The organism is Paraclostridium sp., assembly GCF_051657365.1.
Lineage (GTDB): Bacteria > Bacillota > Clostridia > Peptostreptococcales > Peptostreptococcaceae > Paraclostridium.
This window is the reverse complement of record NZ_JBOFKN010000101.1, coordinates 47524-66651: the sequence shown is the minus strand read 5'-3', so window position 1 is coordinate 66651 and position 19128 is coordinate 47524. Positions and strand designations below refer to the sequence as shown.

20 protein-coding genes are annotated in these 19128 nt (G+C 29.3%); 1 reads left to right on the top strand and 19 read right to left on the bottom strand.

The window, feature by feature from the left end:
* Positions 1-51: 51 nt before the first annotated feature.
* The 15 genes from ACRCYC_RS07530 to ACRCYC_RS07460 all read right to left on the bottom strand — a co-directional run bounded on the left by ACRCYC_RS07530 (position 52) and on the right by ACRCYC_RS07460 (position 14766).
* Complete coding sequence (locus tag ACRCYC_RS07530) at positions 52-3066, bottom strand: penicillin-binding transpeptidase domain-containing protein (RefSeq protein WP_438618520.1); 3015 nt, start codon at positions 3064-3066, stop codon at positions 52-54.
* Between the two features lie 10 nt (positions 3067-3076).
* A complete protein-coding gene (mreD, locus tag ACRCYC_RS07525) occupies positions 3077-3565 on the bottom strand; it encodes a rod shape-determining protein MreD (RefSeq protein ID WP_438618519.1) in 489 nt (162 codons plus the stop codon).
* A gap of 15 nt (positions 3566-3580) precedes the next feature.
* Entirely contained in the window at positions 3581-4462 is an 882-nt protein-coding gene (mreC, locus tag ACRCYC_RS07520) for a rod shape-determining protein MreC (protein WP_438618518.1), read from the bottom strand.
* A gap of 18 nt (positions 4463-4480) precedes the next feature.
* Positions 4481-5551 (bottom strand): rod shape-determining protein, encoded by a 1071-nt coding sequence (locus tag ACRCYC_RS07515; RefSeq protein WP_438618517.1) that lies wholly within the window; start codon positions 5549-5551, stop codon positions 4481-4483.
* A gap of 28 nt (positions 5552-5579) precedes the next feature.
* A complete protein-coding gene (gene radC, locus ACRCYC_RS07510; RefSeq protein ID WP_438618578.1) occupies positions 5580-6239 on the bottom strand; it encodes a RadC family protein in 660 nt (219 codons plus the stop codon).
* Positions 6240-6281: 42 nt separating this feature from the next.
* Positions 6282-6875 (bottom strand): Maf family protein, encoded by a 594-nt coding sequence (locus tag ACRCYC_RS07505; protein WP_438618516.1) that lies wholly within the window; start codon positions 6873-6875, stop codon positions 6282-6284.
* Between the two features lie 157 nt (positions 6876-7032).
* On the bottom strand, positions 7033-8004 hold the full coding sequence (locus ACRCYC_RS07500) for an RnfABCDGE type electron transport complex subunit B (RefSeq protein WP_438618515.1): 972 nt from the start codon (positions 8002-8004) through the stop codon (positions 7033-7035).
* A gap of 16 nt (positions 8005-8020) precedes the next feature.
* On the bottom strand, positions 8021-8596 hold the full coding sequence (rsxA, locus tag ACRCYC_RS07495) for an electron transport complex subunit RsxA (protein WP_021125019.1): 576 nt from the start codon (positions 8594-8596) through the stop codon (positions 8021-8023).
* A gap of 11 nt (positions 8597-8607) precedes the next feature.
* Positions 8608-9204: an electron transport complex subunit RsxE gene (gene rsxE, locus ACRCYC_RS07490; RefSeq protein WP_438618514.1), complete on the bottom strand. Its 597-nt coding sequence runs from the start codon at positions 9202-9204 to the stop codon at positions 8608-8610.
* Positions 9205-9207: 3 nt separating this feature from the next.
* On the bottom strand, positions 9208-9858 hold the full coding sequence (locus tag ACRCYC_RS07485) for an RnfABCDGE type electron transport complex subunit G (RefSeq protein ID WP_438618513.1): 651 nt from the start codon (positions 9856-9858) through the stop codon (positions 9208-9210).
* On the bottom strand, positions 9859-10839 hold the full coding sequence (locus tag ACRCYC_RS07480) for an RnfABCDGE type electron transport complex subunit D (RefSeq protein WP_438618512.1): 981 nt from the start codon (positions 10837-10839) through the stop codon (positions 9859-9861).
* Positions 10840-10860: 21 nt separating this feature from the next.
* Positions 10861-12198: an electron transport complex subunit RsxC gene (gene rsxC / locus ACRCYC_RS07475; RefSeq protein WP_438618511.1), complete on the bottom strand. Its 1338-nt coding sequence runs from the start codon at positions 12196-12198 to the stop codon at positions 10861-10863.
* Between the two features lie 174 nt (positions 12199-12372).
* Positions 12373-13266 carry a hypothetical protein gene (locus ACRCYC_RS07470; protein WP_438618510.1) on the bottom strand — a complete coding sequence of 298 codons (894 nt, stop codon included), beginning with the start codon at positions 13264-13266 and terminating at the stop codon, positions 12373-12375.
* 66 nt (positions 13267-13332) lie between these two features.
* Positions 13333-14085: an endonuclease/exonuclease/phosphatase family protein gene (locus ACRCYC_RS07465; protein ID WP_438618509.1), complete on the bottom strand. Its 753-nt coding sequence runs from the start codon at positions 14083-14085 to the stop codon at positions 13333-13335.
* Between the two features lie 72 nt (positions 14086-14157).
* Positions 14158-14766 carry a hypothetical protein gene (locus ACRCYC_RS07460; protein ID WP_438618508.1) on the bottom strand — a complete coding sequence of 203 codons (609 nt, stop codon included), beginning with the start codon at positions 14764-14766 and terminating at the stop codon, positions 14158-14160.
* A 340-nt stretch (positions 14767-15106) separates the two neighbouring features.
* Between ACRCYC_RS07460 and rocF the strand changes: the two genes are divergently transcribed.
* Positions 15107-16009 carry an arginase gene (gene rocF, locus ACRCYC_RS07455; RefSeq protein WP_438618506.1) on the top strand — a complete coding sequence of 301 codons (903 nt, stop codon included), beginning with the start codon at positions 15107-15109 and terminating at the stop codon, positions 16007-16009.
* Positions 16010-16050: 41 nt separating this feature from the next.
* Here rocF and ACRCYC_RS07450 read toward each other — a convergent pair whose 3' ends face one another.
* Genes ACRCYC_RS07450 through coaE form a run of 4 tightly spaced genes read right to left on the bottom strand, consistent with a single transcriptional unit; the run spans position 16051 to position 19123 of the window.
* Positions 16051-16263 (bottom strand): heavy-metal-associated domain-containing protein, encoded by a 213-nt coding sequence (locus ACRCYC_RS07450; protein ID WP_438618505.1) that lies wholly within the window; start codon positions 16261-16263, stop codon positions 16051-16053.
* Between the two features lie 17 nt (positions 16264-16280).
* Positions 16281-17972 carry an ABC transporter substrate-binding protein gene (locus ACRCYC_RS07445; protein WP_438618504.1) on the bottom strand — a complete coding sequence of 564 codons (1692 nt, stop codon included), beginning with the start codon at positions 17970-17972 and terminating at the stop codon, positions 16281-16283.
* Entirely contained in the window at positions 17959-18528 is a 570-nt protein-coding gene (locus ACRCYC_RS07440) for a lytic transglycosylase domain-containing protein (RefSeq protein WP_438618503.1), read from the bottom strand. The genes ACRCYC_RS07445 and ACRCYC_RS07440 overlap by 14 nt, the downstream gene beginning before the upstream one ends.
* Positions 18521-19123: a dephospho-CoA kinase gene (gene coaE / locus ACRCYC_RS07435; RefSeq protein WP_438618502.1), complete on the bottom strand. Its 603-nt coding sequence runs from the start codon at positions 19121-19123 to the stop codon at positions 18521-18523. The genes ACRCYC_RS07440 and coaE overlap by 8 nt, the downstream gene beginning before the upstream one ends.
* Between the last annotated feature and the right edge of the window lie 5 nt (positions 19124-19128).

Sequence of the window (19128 nt, the reverse complement as noted above, 5' to 3'; positions counted from 1 at the left end):
TCCAAAGCTGTATCTCACTTTATATATTCTTCAAATTTTTTCTAAATCCTCTTATTTTTTTAATTGTGATGCAAAATTCATTTCGTTTTCATCCTTAGGTTTTACAACTTCTGCATCTTTATTTGAATTATTATCATCTTTATTTGGATTATTAAGTTCTTCTTGCTGTTTTTTTGTTAATCCAAAATATTCTCCCATTATTTCTCTAATAGGTAGTAATGCTAAACTACTTGAATCTCCTTTAGGTAATACTGTAACTACTGCTATTTCAGGATTATCTGCTGGAGCAAAAGCTACTGACCATGCAAATGCTGGATAGTCTTGTTTATAACTATCTATTTGTTCATCTGTTAATTTATGGTTTAACTCTTTAATTGCTTTTCTTAAATATGCAGCTTTCGTGCTTTCACTATTATCTGGAACAAACTCTGCTTTTGTTGTTTTTTCTTCTTTATCGTCACTTCCAAATAATTTTTTGCTATCTTTTTCTTGTTTTTCTTGAGATTCTTTTTGTTCTTTTTCAAATTCTTTTTTAGCTTTTTCATTAGCTTCCTTTTGCATCTTTTCAGCTAATTTAACAGCTTCATCTTTTGATACTCCATAAGATCCCATATGATCCATTAAATATTTATATTCATCTGCTGTACGTACCTTACCACTTTTCTCTGCTGTACCTGTTTTAGCAGCAACTGATACTGGGAAGTTTCCAAACACAGCCTTAGCTCCACCAATAGTAGCCACCTGTTTCATACCTTGAGTTAAATCTTTCAAGTGATCTGGATCTTTAAATGGTATAACTTCAACTTTATTTTCATCTATATCTATATTTTTATAATCACTAGATATAGTTTTATCTACTACAGAAGCTTCTACTAATTTACCACCATTAGCTATTGCTGCAACATATCTTGCAATTTGGGCTGGCGTATATGCATTTTCCCCTTGCCCTATAGCTAAGTTGAATGTATCTGCATCACTCCAGTTACCAAAGTTGAAATAGTTAAACTTGGCTAAATCTGCAATTTCAGTAACTTTATCTTCCTTTACATGAAGTTTTGCCAGTCTATTCATAGTTTCATTTCTTGATGGATTTTCTTTAGTCCAACTTACAATTTCTTCTATTCTTTTATTATATTCATCTGGATTTTTTTCTTTTGTTATATCTGTAAACGCATTTCTCATTTGTTTATCTAAAACTGTTCTTAATGAGTTTTCAGTATTTTTAAGTTTATCTTCTTTGTTTGGAACATTTCCTTTAGTCTCTCCAATTTCTTTGTCAAGACCTGTATTTTTGTCTAATCCAAATAGTTTTGCATATTCTAATATTTTTTCAGGTCCCATATCTATACCTGGATCTTCTCCTCCATACCAGTTCTTTCCTGTTCCAATGGTATAGAAGTAAATATTACAAGATTCTTGTAATGCTTTATATAGATTTGTATATCCATGGTTTGATCTACCGTGGTGCCATACATAATCGGCAAAAGGTCTATTACCTAAGTAAATAACACCTTGGTCATTTATTCCATAAGTAGGACTTAACCCTTGCTCTAATGCCGCCATACCTGTTATCATTTTGAATGTAGAACCTGGCTGGAATGCTCCTCTTGTAACTAAGTTACTCAACGGACTAGCCGCTAAAACATCATTAGGATTTTTAGGTTGTAACTTCTTATAGTCATCTCCCGAAATTCCAGTAGCAAATAAATTAGGATCATAATTTGGATAACTAGACATTGCTAAAACATCTCCAGTTTTTACATCTATAGTTATAGTAGCTCCTGAATCTAAGTATGGAGCAGTCTTTCCAGCTGTACTATAATCTCCAAATTCACTTTTAAAAGTACTTCCGCTTCTAGCAGCTTTGATTATTCTCTCTAATGAATCATCAGATACTTTTTGGATGTCTTTATCTAAGCTAAGGTATACAGTATCTCCTGATTTAGGTTCTTCTGATGATAACTCTTTACTCACCCTACCTGCAGAGTCTACTTCAACCTTCTTATATCCATCTGTTCCTCTTAATTTATCTTCATAAAAAGCTTCAATACCAGTTTTACCTATAATATCATTTTTAGTATATCTGTTATCTCCATTTTCTTGTCTTTTAGCTAACTCAGCTTCATCTATTCTTCCCATAGTTCCTAAAGTATGAGCTGCAAGAGTTTTTTCTGGATAGTCTCTAACTGGCTCTACAGCTATAGACACACCTGGTAACTCAATAGCTCTTTCTTCTATTTGAGATATGGTATCTGGTTTTACGTCTTTTGCTATAGTTACTGGTTTATACTGAACATATCCTTGAGATTTAAGCATGTCTCTTACCAACATTATTTTTCTAGCATCAGTATTAGATAAATCTCCAGGTATTTTATAATATTTTCTAATCTCTCTAAAAGCATCTTTTGCATTAGTATTTACATTATCTATTTTATACGACTTTAACCAGTCTTCTTTATTTCTTTGTTCTGTAAATTTCCAATCTGAAACTAAAATAGGAGGGTATATACCTGCCGAATTTAATTTAGCTTGCATTTCAGTTGGCTCTAAATCTCTAACTGATGCATCTACCTTCTTTTCTTTTATCGCTTCATCTAGCATATAATAAAAACACTGTTTAGCATTAAATTCTAAAGGTATTTTATTTTCTAATTTGAAGTCCCTTATTTTTTTATCAAAAGTATAGAAGTACTTTCCATTTTCAACATAAATAGGAAATTCATCTAAATACTCTTCTTTGTTCTTTTGTAATAAATTTATTAATTCTAATGAAATTTCATTAGCTTTTGTTTTTCCCTTTTCATATTCTCTCTCTATTCCATCTTTAGCTACGTGAACAGTGAAAGAATTTCTATTTGTAGCTATAGTACGACCATATCTATCTTTTATTTCTCCTCTTGGAGCTTTTACTGGTATCTCTTTATATGTTTTGTTTGTTGCCAATTCGCCATAATGCTCATGTCTAAATGTTGTCATGTATGCTATTTTTATAAAAATAACACATAATAATCCTATTATTATAAACTTGATTGTATCAAATCTATCAAACTTTGTATTTTTCTCCATTTAATCACCACTAATCTTTTTTTAGTTTAAGGATTGATCCCTTAAAAGCAAAATAAAAAATTAAACTTCCTATACTATTAACAAGTGGCACTGTACAGATACCTTTTATAAAAATATTTAAGATATCATATGTTTGATATACCATGCCTAAAAGAATTATATTTGCAATAGAATCTATTAAGCTAGTTATAAAAACTAAAGCAAAAATAGTTATATAACTATTTTTATATATCTTATCTTTTAATTTACTTATTCCAAACGCTACTACCCCTAGTACTAAAGCATTAACCCCAAAGATACTGCCTATTGCAATATCTTTGGTAAATCCTAATAAAATAGCTATAATACTTGCTTCTACATCTTCTAAATATAGAGAAATTATAGTTATATAAATTAAAAGGAAGTTTATACTTACTCCTAAAAAACTTATATGGTTAGTAATACTGCCCTCTATTATCACTACTAGCACACCTATAAGAAAAAGTATTATTCTTTTCATTTGTAGTTTCTCCTTTTACTTTATATTTCTTGGTTCAATAACTACAACGTCATCAATGTCTTTGAAATTAGCATAAGGCTTTACAATTACATTTTTCAAGCCTCTGTTTTTATCATCAACAACTTTTTCTATTTTTCCTATAGGTATTGATTCAGGATATAAACCTAACCCAGATGTTACTAAAACATCGCCTGGAAGTACATCATAAGAAGTCTCAAACATATATCCTTCTAATAAACCTTCCGCTTTATAGTTTTCATTTTCATTTGCAGTTTGACTTATTACACCTTTGAATTCTTTGTTTTTTAATAATTGGAAGCTTACTGAGGACTTTGTATCTAACAATGATATAGCTTTGCTATAATGATCTGATACCTCGTATACAATTCCAACTAAACCTTTCCCATTTGCAACAATACTATCTTTTTTAACACCGTCTGCTTTTCCTGCTCCTATTACAAAAGATTGATACCAATTTCCATCATTTTTACTAACAACCTTGGCACTAATCATATTTTTCTTGTAATTTTCAGGTATAAAGTTTAAAGATTTCTTTAAATCTTCTAATGACTTAGAACTTTGTACTTCTTCTTTTAAATTAATTACTTCTTTTTTTAACTTATCATTTTCTTTTTCTAACTGCTCCACTTTTTTAGCATTTTCTCTGTATTTAAATATATTTGAGGTACTTTTCTTTAAAAATGAAAATCCATCATTTAAACTACCTTCGATTGAAGATACTACATTTAAAACAATTCCACTTTTAGAATTTTCATCTTTTGAATATCTTCCTATAGATATTCCTACAATTCCAATTAAAGTGATAGCAACTCCTATAGTTGCTATCACTTTAACGTTGTATTTTTTATTATCTTTTTTACTTTTACCGAATTTCACCCTATCACCAACTTTATATTATCTTCTAGTATTCATCATTAATACTTTTTCAAATATTTCTTGATCTTCTACAGATTTACCCGTACCTAAAGCAACACAGTCTAGTGGATTCTCAGCTATGTGAACAGGCATTCCTGTATGTTCTTTAACTAATTTGTCAAGCCCTCTAAGTAAAGCTCCTCCTCCAGTTAACATAATTCCGTTCTCCATTATATCTGAAGCTAATTCTGGTGGAGTTTTTTCTAAAGTTGATTTTATTCCATCTACTATTGATGTCATAGGCTCTCTTAAAGCCTCTCTTACTTGAGATGATGATATATGCTCAGTTTTAGGAAGTCCAGATATTAAATCTCTACCTCTTATTTGCATAGTTTCTTCTGGATCATCTTTGAATGTTGATCCTATTTGTATCTTAACATCTTCAGCTGTTCTTTCACCAATCATTAAGTTGTATTCTTTCTTAACGTAACTAACTATAGACTCGTCAAACTCGTCTCCACCTATTCTTATAGACTTAGCAGTAACTATACCACCTAAAGATATTACAGCTATCTCTGTAGTACCCCCACCTATATCAACTACCATGTTTCCTTCTGGCTCTTCAACTCTAAGGTCTGCACCTATAGCAGCTGCCATTGGTTCTTCTATAAGATATGCATCTCTCGCTCCTGCTTGTCTAGCAGCTTCTTCTATAGCTCTTTTTTCTACTTCTGTTACTCCGAAAGGTACACATATTGCTATTCTTGGACTAACAACGCCTTTGTTTGAAGCTGCTTTTTTTATGAAATAACTTAACATTGCTTGCGTTATATCAAAATCAGCTATAACTCCGTCTTTCATAGGTCTTATTGCAACTATATTACCAGGCGTTCTACCTATCATTTTCTTAGCTTCCTCACCTACTGCTAAAACAGATTTACTATCATCTCTTATTGCCACAACAGATGGTTCCCTTACTACTATTCCTTGACCTTTTATATAAACTAATGTATTTGCTGTTCCTAAGTCTATTCCCATATCTTTAGACATTTTATTAAATCCAAATAAAGATTTTAATCCTTTTTTCTCTTTTTTCTCTTTCTTCGCCATAATTTCAAGCTCCTTTCACATATATCCATTAAATTATCATATTTTCCTTAAAACTGTAATAAAGCCCATCGCCTATAATTATATGATCAATGACTTCAATTCCAATTAATTCGCCACATTTTATTAATCTAGATGTTACTTTTTTATCTTCATTAGATGGATCTATATTTCCAGATGGATGGTTATGCATAAGAATAATTTTATTACTACTTCTTTTAATCGCTTCTCTAAATACTTCTCTAGGATGAACTACAGACATATTAAGAGTACCTACTGATATATCAACATCACAAATTATCTCATTTTTAGTATTTAAAAGAATTATTTTAAATATTTCTTTATTTAAATACCGAAGACCTTCCATGTAGAATTTATAAATATCCCATGGATTTGTTACTTTGTATCTTGTAGGTTTTGCACTAGATATTCTTATACCAAGCTCTAAAGCAGCCTTTATTTGTGATGCTTTAGATAATCCTATTCCATCTATTTCACACAACTCTTGTATCGTTATGTCATTTAACCATCTTATTCCTTGAATATCTTTATTTAATATATAATTTGCCAATTCTAAAACACTTTGCTTTTTAGTTCCGGTTCTTAAAATAATTGCCAATAATTCAGCATTAGATAAGCTTTTTTCTCCATTAGTAAGCATTTTTTCTCTAGGTCTCTCTTCTAATGCCATCTCCTTTACACTTACACATAAACTCGATGACTCCATAAAAATTTAACCCTCCATAGACTTAACAAAAAGATTTATATCAAAGTTTTCTTTAAGAATATCACTTAATCTAGATATAGGTAATCCTACTATATTAAAGTAATCTCCTTGTATTTCCTGTACTAATAAAGCCCCATACCCTTGTATTCCATATGACCCAGCTTTATCTAGACATTCTCCTGTACTTATGTAATCTTTTATATCTTTGTCGCTTAAATTTTTAAATCTAACATTACTTATAACATAATCAACTATTTTTTTGCCCATGTCTAAGTTTATTATGCTAATACCTGTTATAACTTGATGATCTCTATTTGATAGCTTGCTTAACATATCAAAAGCTTCTTTTTCATTTTTAGGTTTACCTAATATTTCATTATCTAAAACAACAATAGTGTCAGCTCCAATAACCAATTCTTTTGGATTATTGATAGCTATATCCATACACTTTTCAAATGCTAGTCTTGATACTAGCTGTGTAGGTTCCTCAAAATCAAATATTTTTTCATCTATATCGCTAGTTAAAACATCAAATTTAACATTTGTATTAGCTAAAATTTCTTTTCTTCTAGGCGATGCTGATGCCAATATTATATTCATTAATTCACCTCTTTTTTGATACTTAATTAGTTTATCATTATATTGTAAAAAATTCAACGTTAATGTCGAACGTTTTTGTTACACTATAGTTACAATTTCAATTTTATTAACAAAATAAAGAAGATATGGAAAACTCCATATCTCTATAATATCCATATTATAAAATTTTAATAGCCTTTTTAGGACATTTTTGAACACATGCATGGCATCCCACGCATTTGCTTGCATCTACTTTATGCTTTTCTTTAAGTTCACCTGATATAGCATCAAATTTACATTGCTTTTTACAGATAGTACATCCTATACATTTATCTTCTTCTATCTCTACTTTTCTTCTTTGGCTTAAATTCCCTTTTATAGCATTAGTCGGACATTTTTCTACACAAACCATGCATTGTACACATTTATCATAATCTATTTTAGCTAATTTATCTTCTATTACTATAGCATCAAACGGACATGCTTTAGCACATATTCCACAGCCTATACATCCTACACTACATTTTTCTTTTACATTTTTACCAAAGTCTTTACTATTACACTCTACAACAACTTGATTCTTAACTGGCTTTTCCTGTATCAATCCTTTCGGACATACTTCCATACATTTTCCACAAAGAACACATTTTTCTTCATCAATGATTGCTACTCCATCAATTATTTTTATAGCATCAAAGTTGCAAGCACTAACGCAAGTTCCAAGACCTAAGCATCCATATTTACAAGACTTAGCTCCTCCATTTAAAGCATTAGCAGCTTTACAATCTACCATTCCTTCATATGTATATTTGTCCTTAGCTACCGAACAATTCCCTTTACAAATAACTTTAGCTACTTTCTTTTCTCCAGCTCCTGCTGATACTCCCATTATTTCTCCTATCTTAGCTGCACAGTCACTACCTCCAACTGGACATCCATTAACAGAAGCACTTCCTTCTACTATTGCACTTGCTAATCCTCCACATCCTGGGAATCCACAACCTCCACAGTTTGCTCCTGGCAATACTTCTAATATAGCTTCTACTCTTTCATCTACCTCTACAGCAAATTTTTTAGCAGCATATGCAAGTATTGCACCAAAGATTAAGCCCATTATACCTAAAACTAAAATTGATTTAATTATAGCCAATTATCTCACCCCCAACTTATAGTTGTATCAGTCCTGCAAACCCTAAGAATGCTATAGACATCAAACTTGCTGATATTAAAGTTATCGGAAATCCCTTAAAACTCTCAGGTATATCTGCTAGTTCTAATCTTTCTCTTATTCCAGCAAATAAAACTATCGCTAAAGTAAATCCTACTCCTGCTCCAAATCCATTTACCATAGTCTCAACTAAGTTATATCCATTTTGAACATTAACTAAAGCTATACCTAATACGGCACAGTTTGTAGTTATAAGTGGCAAGAATACACCTAGTGCTTGATATAATGATGGACTCATTTTTTGTATAACCATTTCAACAAATTGAACTATAGATGCGATTACTAATATAAATGCTATAGTCTGTAAAAATTGATTATTAGTTATTTCTAATATTTTCTGTACAAAATATGTTATAAATGATGCTAATGTTAAAACAAATGTAACAGCAACTCCCATACCTACCGCTGTGTCTACTTTCTTTGAAACCCCTAAGAATGGACAAATCCCTAAGAATTGAGATGTTATAACATTGTTAACTAACACAACACTTAAAAATAAAAGTATTAAATTCATGTCTATCCCTCCTAATTAGCTTTTTTAGCTTTTAATTTATTAAATCCTGCAAGTAAAAATCCTAAAGTTAGGAAAGCTCCTGGAGGTAATATAAATAATAAAGCTGGTTGGAAAGATGCACCGAATAAAGACCATCCAAATAAACTACCATTTCCAAGTATCTCTCTTATAGCCCCTAATACTGTTAACGATAATGCAAATCCAAGTCCCATACCTATTCCATCAAATGCTGATTCTAAAGGTTTATTTTTAGACGCAAAACTCTCTGCACGCGCTAGTATTAAACAGTTAACAACTATTAACGGTATAAATAAACCTAAGTTTTTATCAAGTGCAGGCATATAAGCTTTTAAAAGCATTCCTACCATAGTAACGAACGTTGCTATGACAACTACAAATGCTGGTATTCTTATTTTTGATGGTATTACTTTTCGCATCATAGATATAGCTACGTTAGAACATATTAAAACTGCTGTAGTTGAAAGTCCCATACCTAATCCATTCATAGCCGATGTTGTTACAGCTAGCGTTGGACACATACCTATTACTTGAACAAGTGTTGGGTTTTCATCTATTAATCCATTTTTAATTATTTTTCCTAAACCCATTTTCTATACCCCCGTTCCATTTGAGTCTTTTAATTCTTTTTCATCATATATTTTAATCATAGGCTCATTCTTTATAGAATCATTACCACTAGTTTTAGAATTTGCAAGTTCATTTACATATACATCCATAGCTGCGTTAACTCCTGATGTAACTGCTTTGGAAGTTATTGTAGCTCCTGATATAGCTGATATATCATTATCATTACTAGCATTACCTTTTACAACTGTTAATGATTTTTCTGTGTTTTTACCCTTGAACTGATCTTTAAATGCTGGTTCAGAAGCCTTTGACCCTAGTCCTGGAGTTTCTGAATGGTTACCTATTTTCACACCTGAAATTTCTCCATTTTGAGATATTCCAACCATAACTTCAACTTGTCCACCATATCCTTTTGGCGTAGTTTTTATAGTATATCCAACTACTTCTCCACCTTTTGATCCTTGATATACTTCTTCCACTAAATCGCCTTTAATATCTTCTAACTGCTTAAATTCCTCAGCTTCTTGAAGAACTTCTTTTCTAGATTCATTATTTGCTTGTATATTTATCTTCTCTATAACAGGTGACGTTACATTATTAGTTACAGTCAACATAAGCGCTGCTACTGCACATATCAAAAATAATATAGTTCCTAATTTAAATATATCTTTCATCTATTTCGCCACCTCCCCAAATACTTTAGTTTTCGTGTATTTATCTATAAGAGGTGTCATTACATTCACAAATAATATAGAATATGATACTCCTTCTGGGTATCCTCCATATAGTCTTATAACTGTCGTTATTATACCAGCTGTAATAGCATATATAATTTGACCCTTTTTAGTCATTGGAGATGTTGTATAATCTGTTAGCATGAAAAATGCCCCTAACATAAGTCCTCCAGCTACCATTTGATACATAACAAATTCAAAGTTGAATCCACCTAGTACAAACATTAATACAGCTACTGTACCTATATAAAATACTGGTATTATATAATTAATAATACCTTTATACATTAAATATATTCCACCTAATATAAGTAATATAGCTGAAGTTTCTCCTATACATCCTCCTATATTACCAATAAACATATCAAACAAACTAGTTCCACTATCACTTAAAGTTTGGATTCCTTGAGTTCCTGCTTTTAAAAATGATAATGGAGTAGCTGTTGTAACTGCATCTATATTACCTGAACTAACCCAGTTTTCTCCTGTTTTTGTCCAAGCTGTCATTGCTACTGGAAATGATGCTAATAAAAATGCTCTCGCTGCTAATGCAGGGTTTACAAAGTTATTACCAATTCCTCCAAATACCATCTTAACAACTATTATTGCAAATGCTGATCCTGCTAGGCACATCCACCAAGGAAGTGATGCAGGAACATTAAATGCTAATAATAATCCTGTTACAACCGCTGAAAAATCTCCTATTGTAGACTCTTGTTTGCTAATCTTTTGACATAACCATTCGAATCCTACAGATCCTAATATACACCAAAACATTACATTTATAGCGCTTAATCTAAAAAAGTATACTCCTGCTAGCGCTGCAGGTAAAAGAGCTATTATAACTTGTTTCATTATATATGATGTGTCTTCATTACTTCTCACATGTGGAGAAGATGAAACTATTAGTTTGTTATCCATCATATTTCCCCCTAACTTTACTTATTTACTTGCTGATTGTTTTCTTTTTAATGTAATTATTTCTTTTTTTGCTACTCTTATTGATTGAAGAAGAGGTCTTCTCGCAGGACAGATAAATGAACATGAGCCACATTCTATACAATCTAGTGCTCTGTATTTTTCTGCTGCTTCATAATCGCCTTTCAATCCATATGCACTGATATATAGTGGCTGTAAAAATGCAGGACATACATCTAAACATTTTCCACATCTTAAACAATTTTTAGGTTTTGGAGTAGTAGATTCGACTTCATCCAAACATAAAATTCCAGATGTACCTTTATTTGTTGGTATATTAGTAGTGTACTGAGCCATACCCATCATAGGTCCACCCATTATAACTTTTCCTAATATTTTGTCTTTTTTAAATCCACCACATTCTTCTATTATTTCTGAAAATAAAGTACCTACTTTAGTTACAAGATTTTTTGGTTCTTGTATACAATTTCCGGTTACAGTTGTTATTCTTTCTACTAATGGCATACCTGTTTTTATAGTTTTTGCTATTTGTGCCGCAGTACCTACATTGTTAACAACAGCTCCTGTATCCATTGGCAACCCACCAGATGGAACTTCTCTCTTTGTGCATGCATATATAAGTTGTTTTTCTGCTCCTTGAGGATACTTAACTTCTAACCCTACAACCTCTATATTAGAATATTCTTTAGCTACTTTTGTTACAGCTTCAATAGCATCTGGCTTGTTTACTTCTATTCCTATGTATCCTTTTTCTACATTTAATGCTTTCATAAGTACTCTTAATCCAAATACAACATCTTCTGGATTTTCAATCATAAGTCTGTGGTCAGCCGTTAAATATGGCTCACACTCTGCTCCATTTAATATTACAAATTCTATTTTTTTATCAGGAGGAGGTGATATCTTTACATGAGTAGGAAATGTAGCTCCTCCCATACCTACTATACCGGCTTCCTTAATAAATTCTACTATATCTTCTTTTTTTAAATCTTCTAAACTACCTTTTGGTTTGACACTTTCATGAACTGAATTTTTGAAATCGTTTTCAATAATAACACATGGACTTGTTCCTCCAGGTACTTCCATATCTTTTATGCTGGTTACTTTTCCTGATACTGATGAGTGAATATTAGCAGATACAAATCCTTGCATCTCTCCAATCTTTTGTCCTACTTTCACTTCATCTCCAACTTTTACTATAGCCTTAGCTGGTGCCCCTATGTGTTGCTGCATAGAAATGTATACTATTTTAGGTTCTTTAGCGTTTTCCAATGGTTTATTGTTAGTATACTCTTTTCTATACGGAGGATGTATTCCTCCTTTGAAAGTTAAGAGTTTCATGCTTTTACCCCCTTATGACTTAATTTAAACTATTTACTACTATAAGTATACTATAACAACAGTAAAATATTAACTATCGTTAAAAAAATATCTTATTTTAAAACAAATTATAACTTTTTGCGACTTATTTTTTGAAATTAATTCCAAAATAAAAAAGTTGTTATACAACAACTTTTAAATAGTTTTTATAGAATTAACAAAACTATAATAACCTTGCATAGATGATATAAATAAACTTTCTCCCATATAATTTTTATCTTGTTCTACTTTCTTTAAACTTTCCTTGGATTTATCTTCTATAGATTTAGTATATGTAAGTAAGTTTTCTTTAAATCCCTTCATACCTTCATAGTTTATAGATTTTGCATGTTTTTCTAATTTTGATAAAGTTTCTAGTCTACTATTAATTATATTTTTATATTTTTCTTTATCTATTCCTTCGTCCCCTTTATCCCAAATTTTAGATTCTTCTTTAAAATTAGTTATTAAATTATTTATCTCTTTGCAAATGTCTTCCACGTATACATACTTTTCGGTATATTGTAATCCTAATAGAGGCACTTCTAATTTGCTTATAAATGCATCTTCAAAATCTTTTTTTATAGAATCTAAATGCTTTCTACTTTCTTCTTCAGTAAAAGATGCATAAGTTTGAACTTTCTTTATACTATCTATTTCTACTATAGAAAATGGAACTTTTAATTCATTTAGTTTATTTTCTATCTTATCCAACTCAGCTTGATTATCTATAGCTGCAATCTGAATCGAATATATATCAAAATTTTCTACTGTTGCTACTTTAGCATCTTCATTTTTAACTTCAGCTTGTTTATCTTTTGACTTGTTATTTTTATCTACTACATCATCATAGGAAAACTCTTGAATACTTGTATTTTTTTTACTTAAAAAGTTTAAGTTGCTTATTTTTTCAGCTATACTAAAATCTGATTTTTTAACAAATATAACCCCTCCTGCAATACAAGCTATAACTAGTCCTAAGCTAATAACCTTAGCTGTATTATTTCTTCTTCTATTCATACCTCTGTATATATTTTTTCTTTTATTCATTAGTTTGTCCCCCCATATAAATACTATATTTAATAAATATATATTCAGTAAGTATAGTATTTATTCCTATATTTTCAACTTAGCTACTATAGGATAATGGTCAGACATATTTTTCATTAATACATCGTAATATTTAACTTCAATTTCAGGAGAAACAAGCATATAATCAATTCTATCTAACCCCGTTGCATAAGTTAATATGTTATTTTTATTAGTGCTAGCAGCAGCATCTTTAAATATTTTTTGATTTATATTCATATTACCTTGGTTAAAATCTCCAACAACTATATAAGGATCTTCTAAATTTTCAACAAACTTCTCTACCTCATTTATTTGTTTTTCCCTTTCTTTATTGTCTAATCCTAAATGTAGATTTATAATATTTAATTTTCTTCCAGCTCCTATTTTTACAACTGTATGCAACATTCCCCTTTGCTCAGTTTCACTACTTAAATATATATGATCTTGACTCTTTATTTTATATTTAGAGTATGTTGCAAGTCCATAATTAGACCCTAGTTTTACTACATTTGCACCAAAATGAGAGTACATATCTAAGTCTTCTTTTAAACTACTTACTTGAAACCCTGCCTTTGCTGATTCATTAACTTCTTGCAAACATATTATATCTGCATTTTCAATTCTTAAAAAATCAATTATATCAAATAGACTAGGAAACATATCTTTATTTAAACCACTATGTATATTATAACTTACTATTTTTATTTCTTTTCTAGGCGGAAATTCATTTATTTCTAAAAAGTAACTTCCTACAATTATAGTAATTATACTAATTATGATACATAACTTTTTTATCACCGTTTTGACCATCTCCTACCTCTAAAAATCTAATAGGCCTGTAAAAAATTAAGACGCTAAAATTATAGCGCCTTAATTTTTTGTTTTACTTAGTTTATCCTTTATTATACAGTTTATAACTTTTTTTCTTATATCTTCTGCACCTTCATCTTCATTAGTTTCTATATTTAATATTCTTGCAATAGACTTCATATCATTTCTAGCCCTTGACTTATAAGTTTCTATTAACTGTATTTTTATATTCTCAGGCTCAAGCACATATTCTTTGTCATCTTTAAAGTAATAAGCATACCTTTTATTATATTCATCTTTATTTAAATATATATGATTTGCAAGTTTTTTAATTATTAATTTATATGATTGTTTATTATTAATTCCTAAATTTAAATATCTAGCGAATTTTATAAGTTCTGCTTTAGATTTAAATAATTCTTCACTTTTAATTATTTTACCTACTTCTGTGATATTTTCTTGACATGCACCTTTCTTTATCACTTTTTTATATACTTGTACATTTACTTTTTCATCATTAAACTCATCTAAATTTTCATCTATAATTGAGCTTACTTTTCCTTCAATGTATCTAAATGACCCTTTATTTGATAGAGATTTTTGAAGTTCTTCTTGGGTCATATCAAGTATAATTTTTTTCAAGTCATCATTATACTTTCTAGATTCCATGATATCCCCCCTCTTAGTTACTTTTATTATATTCTATAGGTATATAAAAGTGACCTCCTTTAATAGTTTTGAATAAAATTTCCCTATTTTATAATTTATATTATGTTTTAACTATGTTTTATATTATATTTTCTTCAAATTTTAATTTATTTTTTCAATCATGGTATATATTATATTTTTTAGTAAATACTATAAATGTAAATCAAACATACTCAATCTCCCCATTAGACTTCTATTATTCCCCATAATAGAAGTCTTTTTTTACTATATTTTACATTTTTCTCTCTACTGTGTTAAAATATTATTAAGGGCGAGATTATATTAAACAGGAGGGTAAATCATGAATATAAACATTATAGGGGTACCTACTTTTTATGGATGTGACAAATTAGGACCACAATTTGGTCCAGATAAGTTGCGTGAAAAACAAGTAATTTCTAAAATAAAGCAGTATAACCATAACGTATTTGATCTTGGAAACATATATGTTAAGGAAGTTAGTGCAGAAGATAAATTTTCTTCAAATCCAAATATGAAATATTTTAATGAGTTAGTAGAAATAAATACTAACCTTGCTCATATAGTTAATTGTTCATTAACTTCTAACTGTTTTCCTTTTATAATTGGAGGAGATCATTCTATAGCACTTGGTAGTATTTCTGGTGTTAGTAAATTTTTCAAGAAAAATTTTGCAATTGTTTGGTTTGATGCACATGGAGATATCAATACATTTGAAACATCAGACTCTAAAAATGTCCACGGCATGCCTTTAGCTTCTTTGATGGGATATGGTGACTCTACACTTAAAAATTTATATTTTAATGATACAAAAATAGCCGAAGATAGTGTATATCACATAGGGGGACGTGATATTGATCCAGGCGAAAAAGAATTTATACAAAATACAGATATGAATATGTATTATCCTGATGATTTAAAAACCAAAGGACTTGATTCAATAATAGATGATATATTGCATAGTGTTCATAATCAAAACATAGATGCTATTCATATAAGTTTTGATTTAGACTTTATAGATTCGAAATATGTTCCTGGAACTGGAACTAGAGTCTCTAATGGATTTACAGTTGATGAGTCAAAACACTTACTAACTAAATTAGTAAAATCTGGATTAGTTAAATCTATGGATTTAGTCGAACTTAATCCTAATTTAGATGTAGATGATGCTACAGCTGATATAGCAATGGATATAGTTGATACTGTCTTTAAAAACTTAAAATAAATAAAAAAATACCAGTAAATTAACTTACTGGTATTTTTTATTTATTCTATTCCTTTTAACTCATATCCTAAATCTAATATAACATCTTTTATCATTTTATCTGTTACATTCTCTTCAATTTCAATCAAAGCATATTTATTTTCTAAACTAATTTCGATTACTTCAACTCCAATTATATCTTCTTGAAGAGCATCTTTTAAATGTTTTACACAATTCATGCAACTCATTCCATCTACTAATAATTTTTTTCTCATACTATTTACACCCCTTTTTATTTTTCTAAATTAAGATGATATATGCCTTCATATATGTCAAAATCATTAGGCTTTAAATTTCCTTCTATCCTTTTATTTGTGACTAAATAATCATCAGTTATACCTAAACTTATAAATGCAGCTTTATCTCTAGTATATTCTTGAATAGATTTATATATTTTTTTAGTAGTATCTACATTAGTTGAATTCTTTAATGAATTTAAATAGCCAGATAATTTTTCATCTGTATAACCACTATAATTAATTATATCTGTGGCGTCTGGAACTGGAGACATTTCCCATCCTACTAATGCTAAATCGTAATCTTTACTATCTAGTGCAGTTGATAATTCATTGCCTTCTAACTCTGTTACTGTAGATTTTATTCCTATTTCATTTAAATTATCTTTTATTGTATATGCAGATTTTACTCTTTCCGTATTCTCTTTATTTACAAGAATTTTTAAGTTCAATCTTTTTATTTCTTCTTTTATGTTATTGTTTTTTTCAGCTTCCTTAGCTGTTTTATCTTCTTTATTTTCTTCAGTTTTTTTTGTTTCTTCCTTCTCTTTAGCTTCTTTTTTAACATCTTTAGTTTCTTCTTTTTTAACATCTACATTATTAGTATCAGTATTATTAATTTTATCAATATCAATTTTACCTAAGTATTTTTTAGCACTATCAACATTGAAATCTAATGGTTTTATGCTTTCATCATAATATTTTGATTTTGAATGGAGTGGAAAATTCACCATAGATGCTTTTCCTAAATAAGATTCATCTATAATTTGTTTTCTATTTATAGCATGTGTAATAGCTTTTCTAAAATTAAGATCTTTCATTATAGGTCTATCATAGTTAAAGATTATATATTCATATCCTCGACCTTCGTAATTTGTTATTTTAAATTGATTTTCTTGGAACTGGCTTAAATCACTTAGCCCAACTTTTGTTATATCACTTGATAGCGCTAAAGTCATAGCTACTTGTGCTTCTGCATCAGGTACCATCATTACATTAATTTCTTTTTTAGCATCTTTTATTTTATCTTTATCGTAATAGTCTTCATTTAGAGTAAGTATCATATTAGATCTCTGATCATATTTAGAAATTTTATAAGCTCCAGTTCCTACCATATTTTTTCTATAGTTGTCTAAATCCTTGCTACTCAAATTACTCAATTCAGCTTTACTTACTATTGGAAATACTAAGGTATCTACTGAAAAAGCATAAGGTTCACTAAAGTTTATTTTAAGGTTTTTACTGTCTATACTTGATACAGATGAAATTTTTTCTACCAATGGCTTATATGGACTTGTTTGAGATCTTTTTATTGATTCTACCGTAAATTCTACATCTGAAGAAGTTACAGGTTTTCCATCATGCCAATTAGCATCTTTTAATTTTATATTTACACTTTTACCATCTGATGAAACAGAATAGCTATCTACTAGTTGTGGAACGACATTATAATTACTATCTATTGTAAATAAACTATCATATACTAAATCTAATACATATCCAACAGATTCATCAGTATTATTTATAGGATTTATTGTTTTTGGATTTATCATCGATAAATGTATGTATTTCGAGTCATTAGATGTTTCGTAGTTTCCTGAATTTTCTTCTTTTTTATCGCTATTATTACATCCAGAAATACTAAGCACGACCATCATAATAATTGCCAATATTTTAATTTTCTTCATTAGTTTCTTCCTCTCTATATAATGACTTGTAAATAATGTAGTTTTCTTTTACCTTTTTTAAATAATTTTTAGTTTCATTAAATGGTATATCATGTAATTGGCTACCATCATAACTATATTCAGTATTACTTAACCACTTATTTACATTTCCTGAGCCTCCATTATATGCTGCTATTACCAAATTTACATCTTTAAATTCCTTGTATAGTTTACTTAGATACCAACATCCTATTTTTATATTTGTCTCAGGATCAAATATATCTACTTTATCTAATTTCAACTCATCCGTTGCCCATTTTTGCGTTATATCACTTATTTGCATTAATCCTTTAGCATTTCTTCTAGATACAGCTTTTTTATTAAACTTGCTTTCTACTTTCATTATGCTGTAAACTAGATTTTCATCAACATCAAATTCTTCAGAATAAGTCTGTACATATTCTGAATAGAATCTTGGATGAAATAACTTCAATACTACTTTATTTTCAAAACATAACCACCCTAAAACTAACAACACAAAGACTATAAATACAATTATAAATCTTTTTTTATTCACACCAATTCTCCTTTATATATGTTATTAGTTTACTAGCTTTATAGTTTAACAACTCTAAGTTTCCTGAGTTATCTATTATGTAATCTCCAAACTTTATTTTTTCATCTTGACTCATTTGAGAATTAATACGTTTTAAAGCCTCTACTCTTGTAGTGTTGTCTCTTTTTATAATCCTATTTATTTGTATTTTCTCATCACAAGTTACAACAATTAATTTATCAACTAAGTCTAGAAATTCACCTTCTATTAATAAAGCTGCATCAACTACTACTATATTTCTATTACTGATTTCTATATCCTTTATTCTTTTTTTTATCTCTTTTTTTATAGCTGGGTGAGTTATATTATTTAATTTTATCAACTTATTATCATCACTAAAAACTATAGATCCTAATTTTTTTCTGTTTAATGATCCATCTATGTTTTTTATTCGATTTCCAAATACTTCAAATACTTCTTTTAATATTTCTTTATTGTTCATAATATCTCTAGATATAATATCAGCATCAATTATATCTAGAGAATTTTGTTTTAATATTTCAGATAAACTACTTTTTCCACATCCAATATTTCCAGTTAGTCCTATTACTAACATTTAAC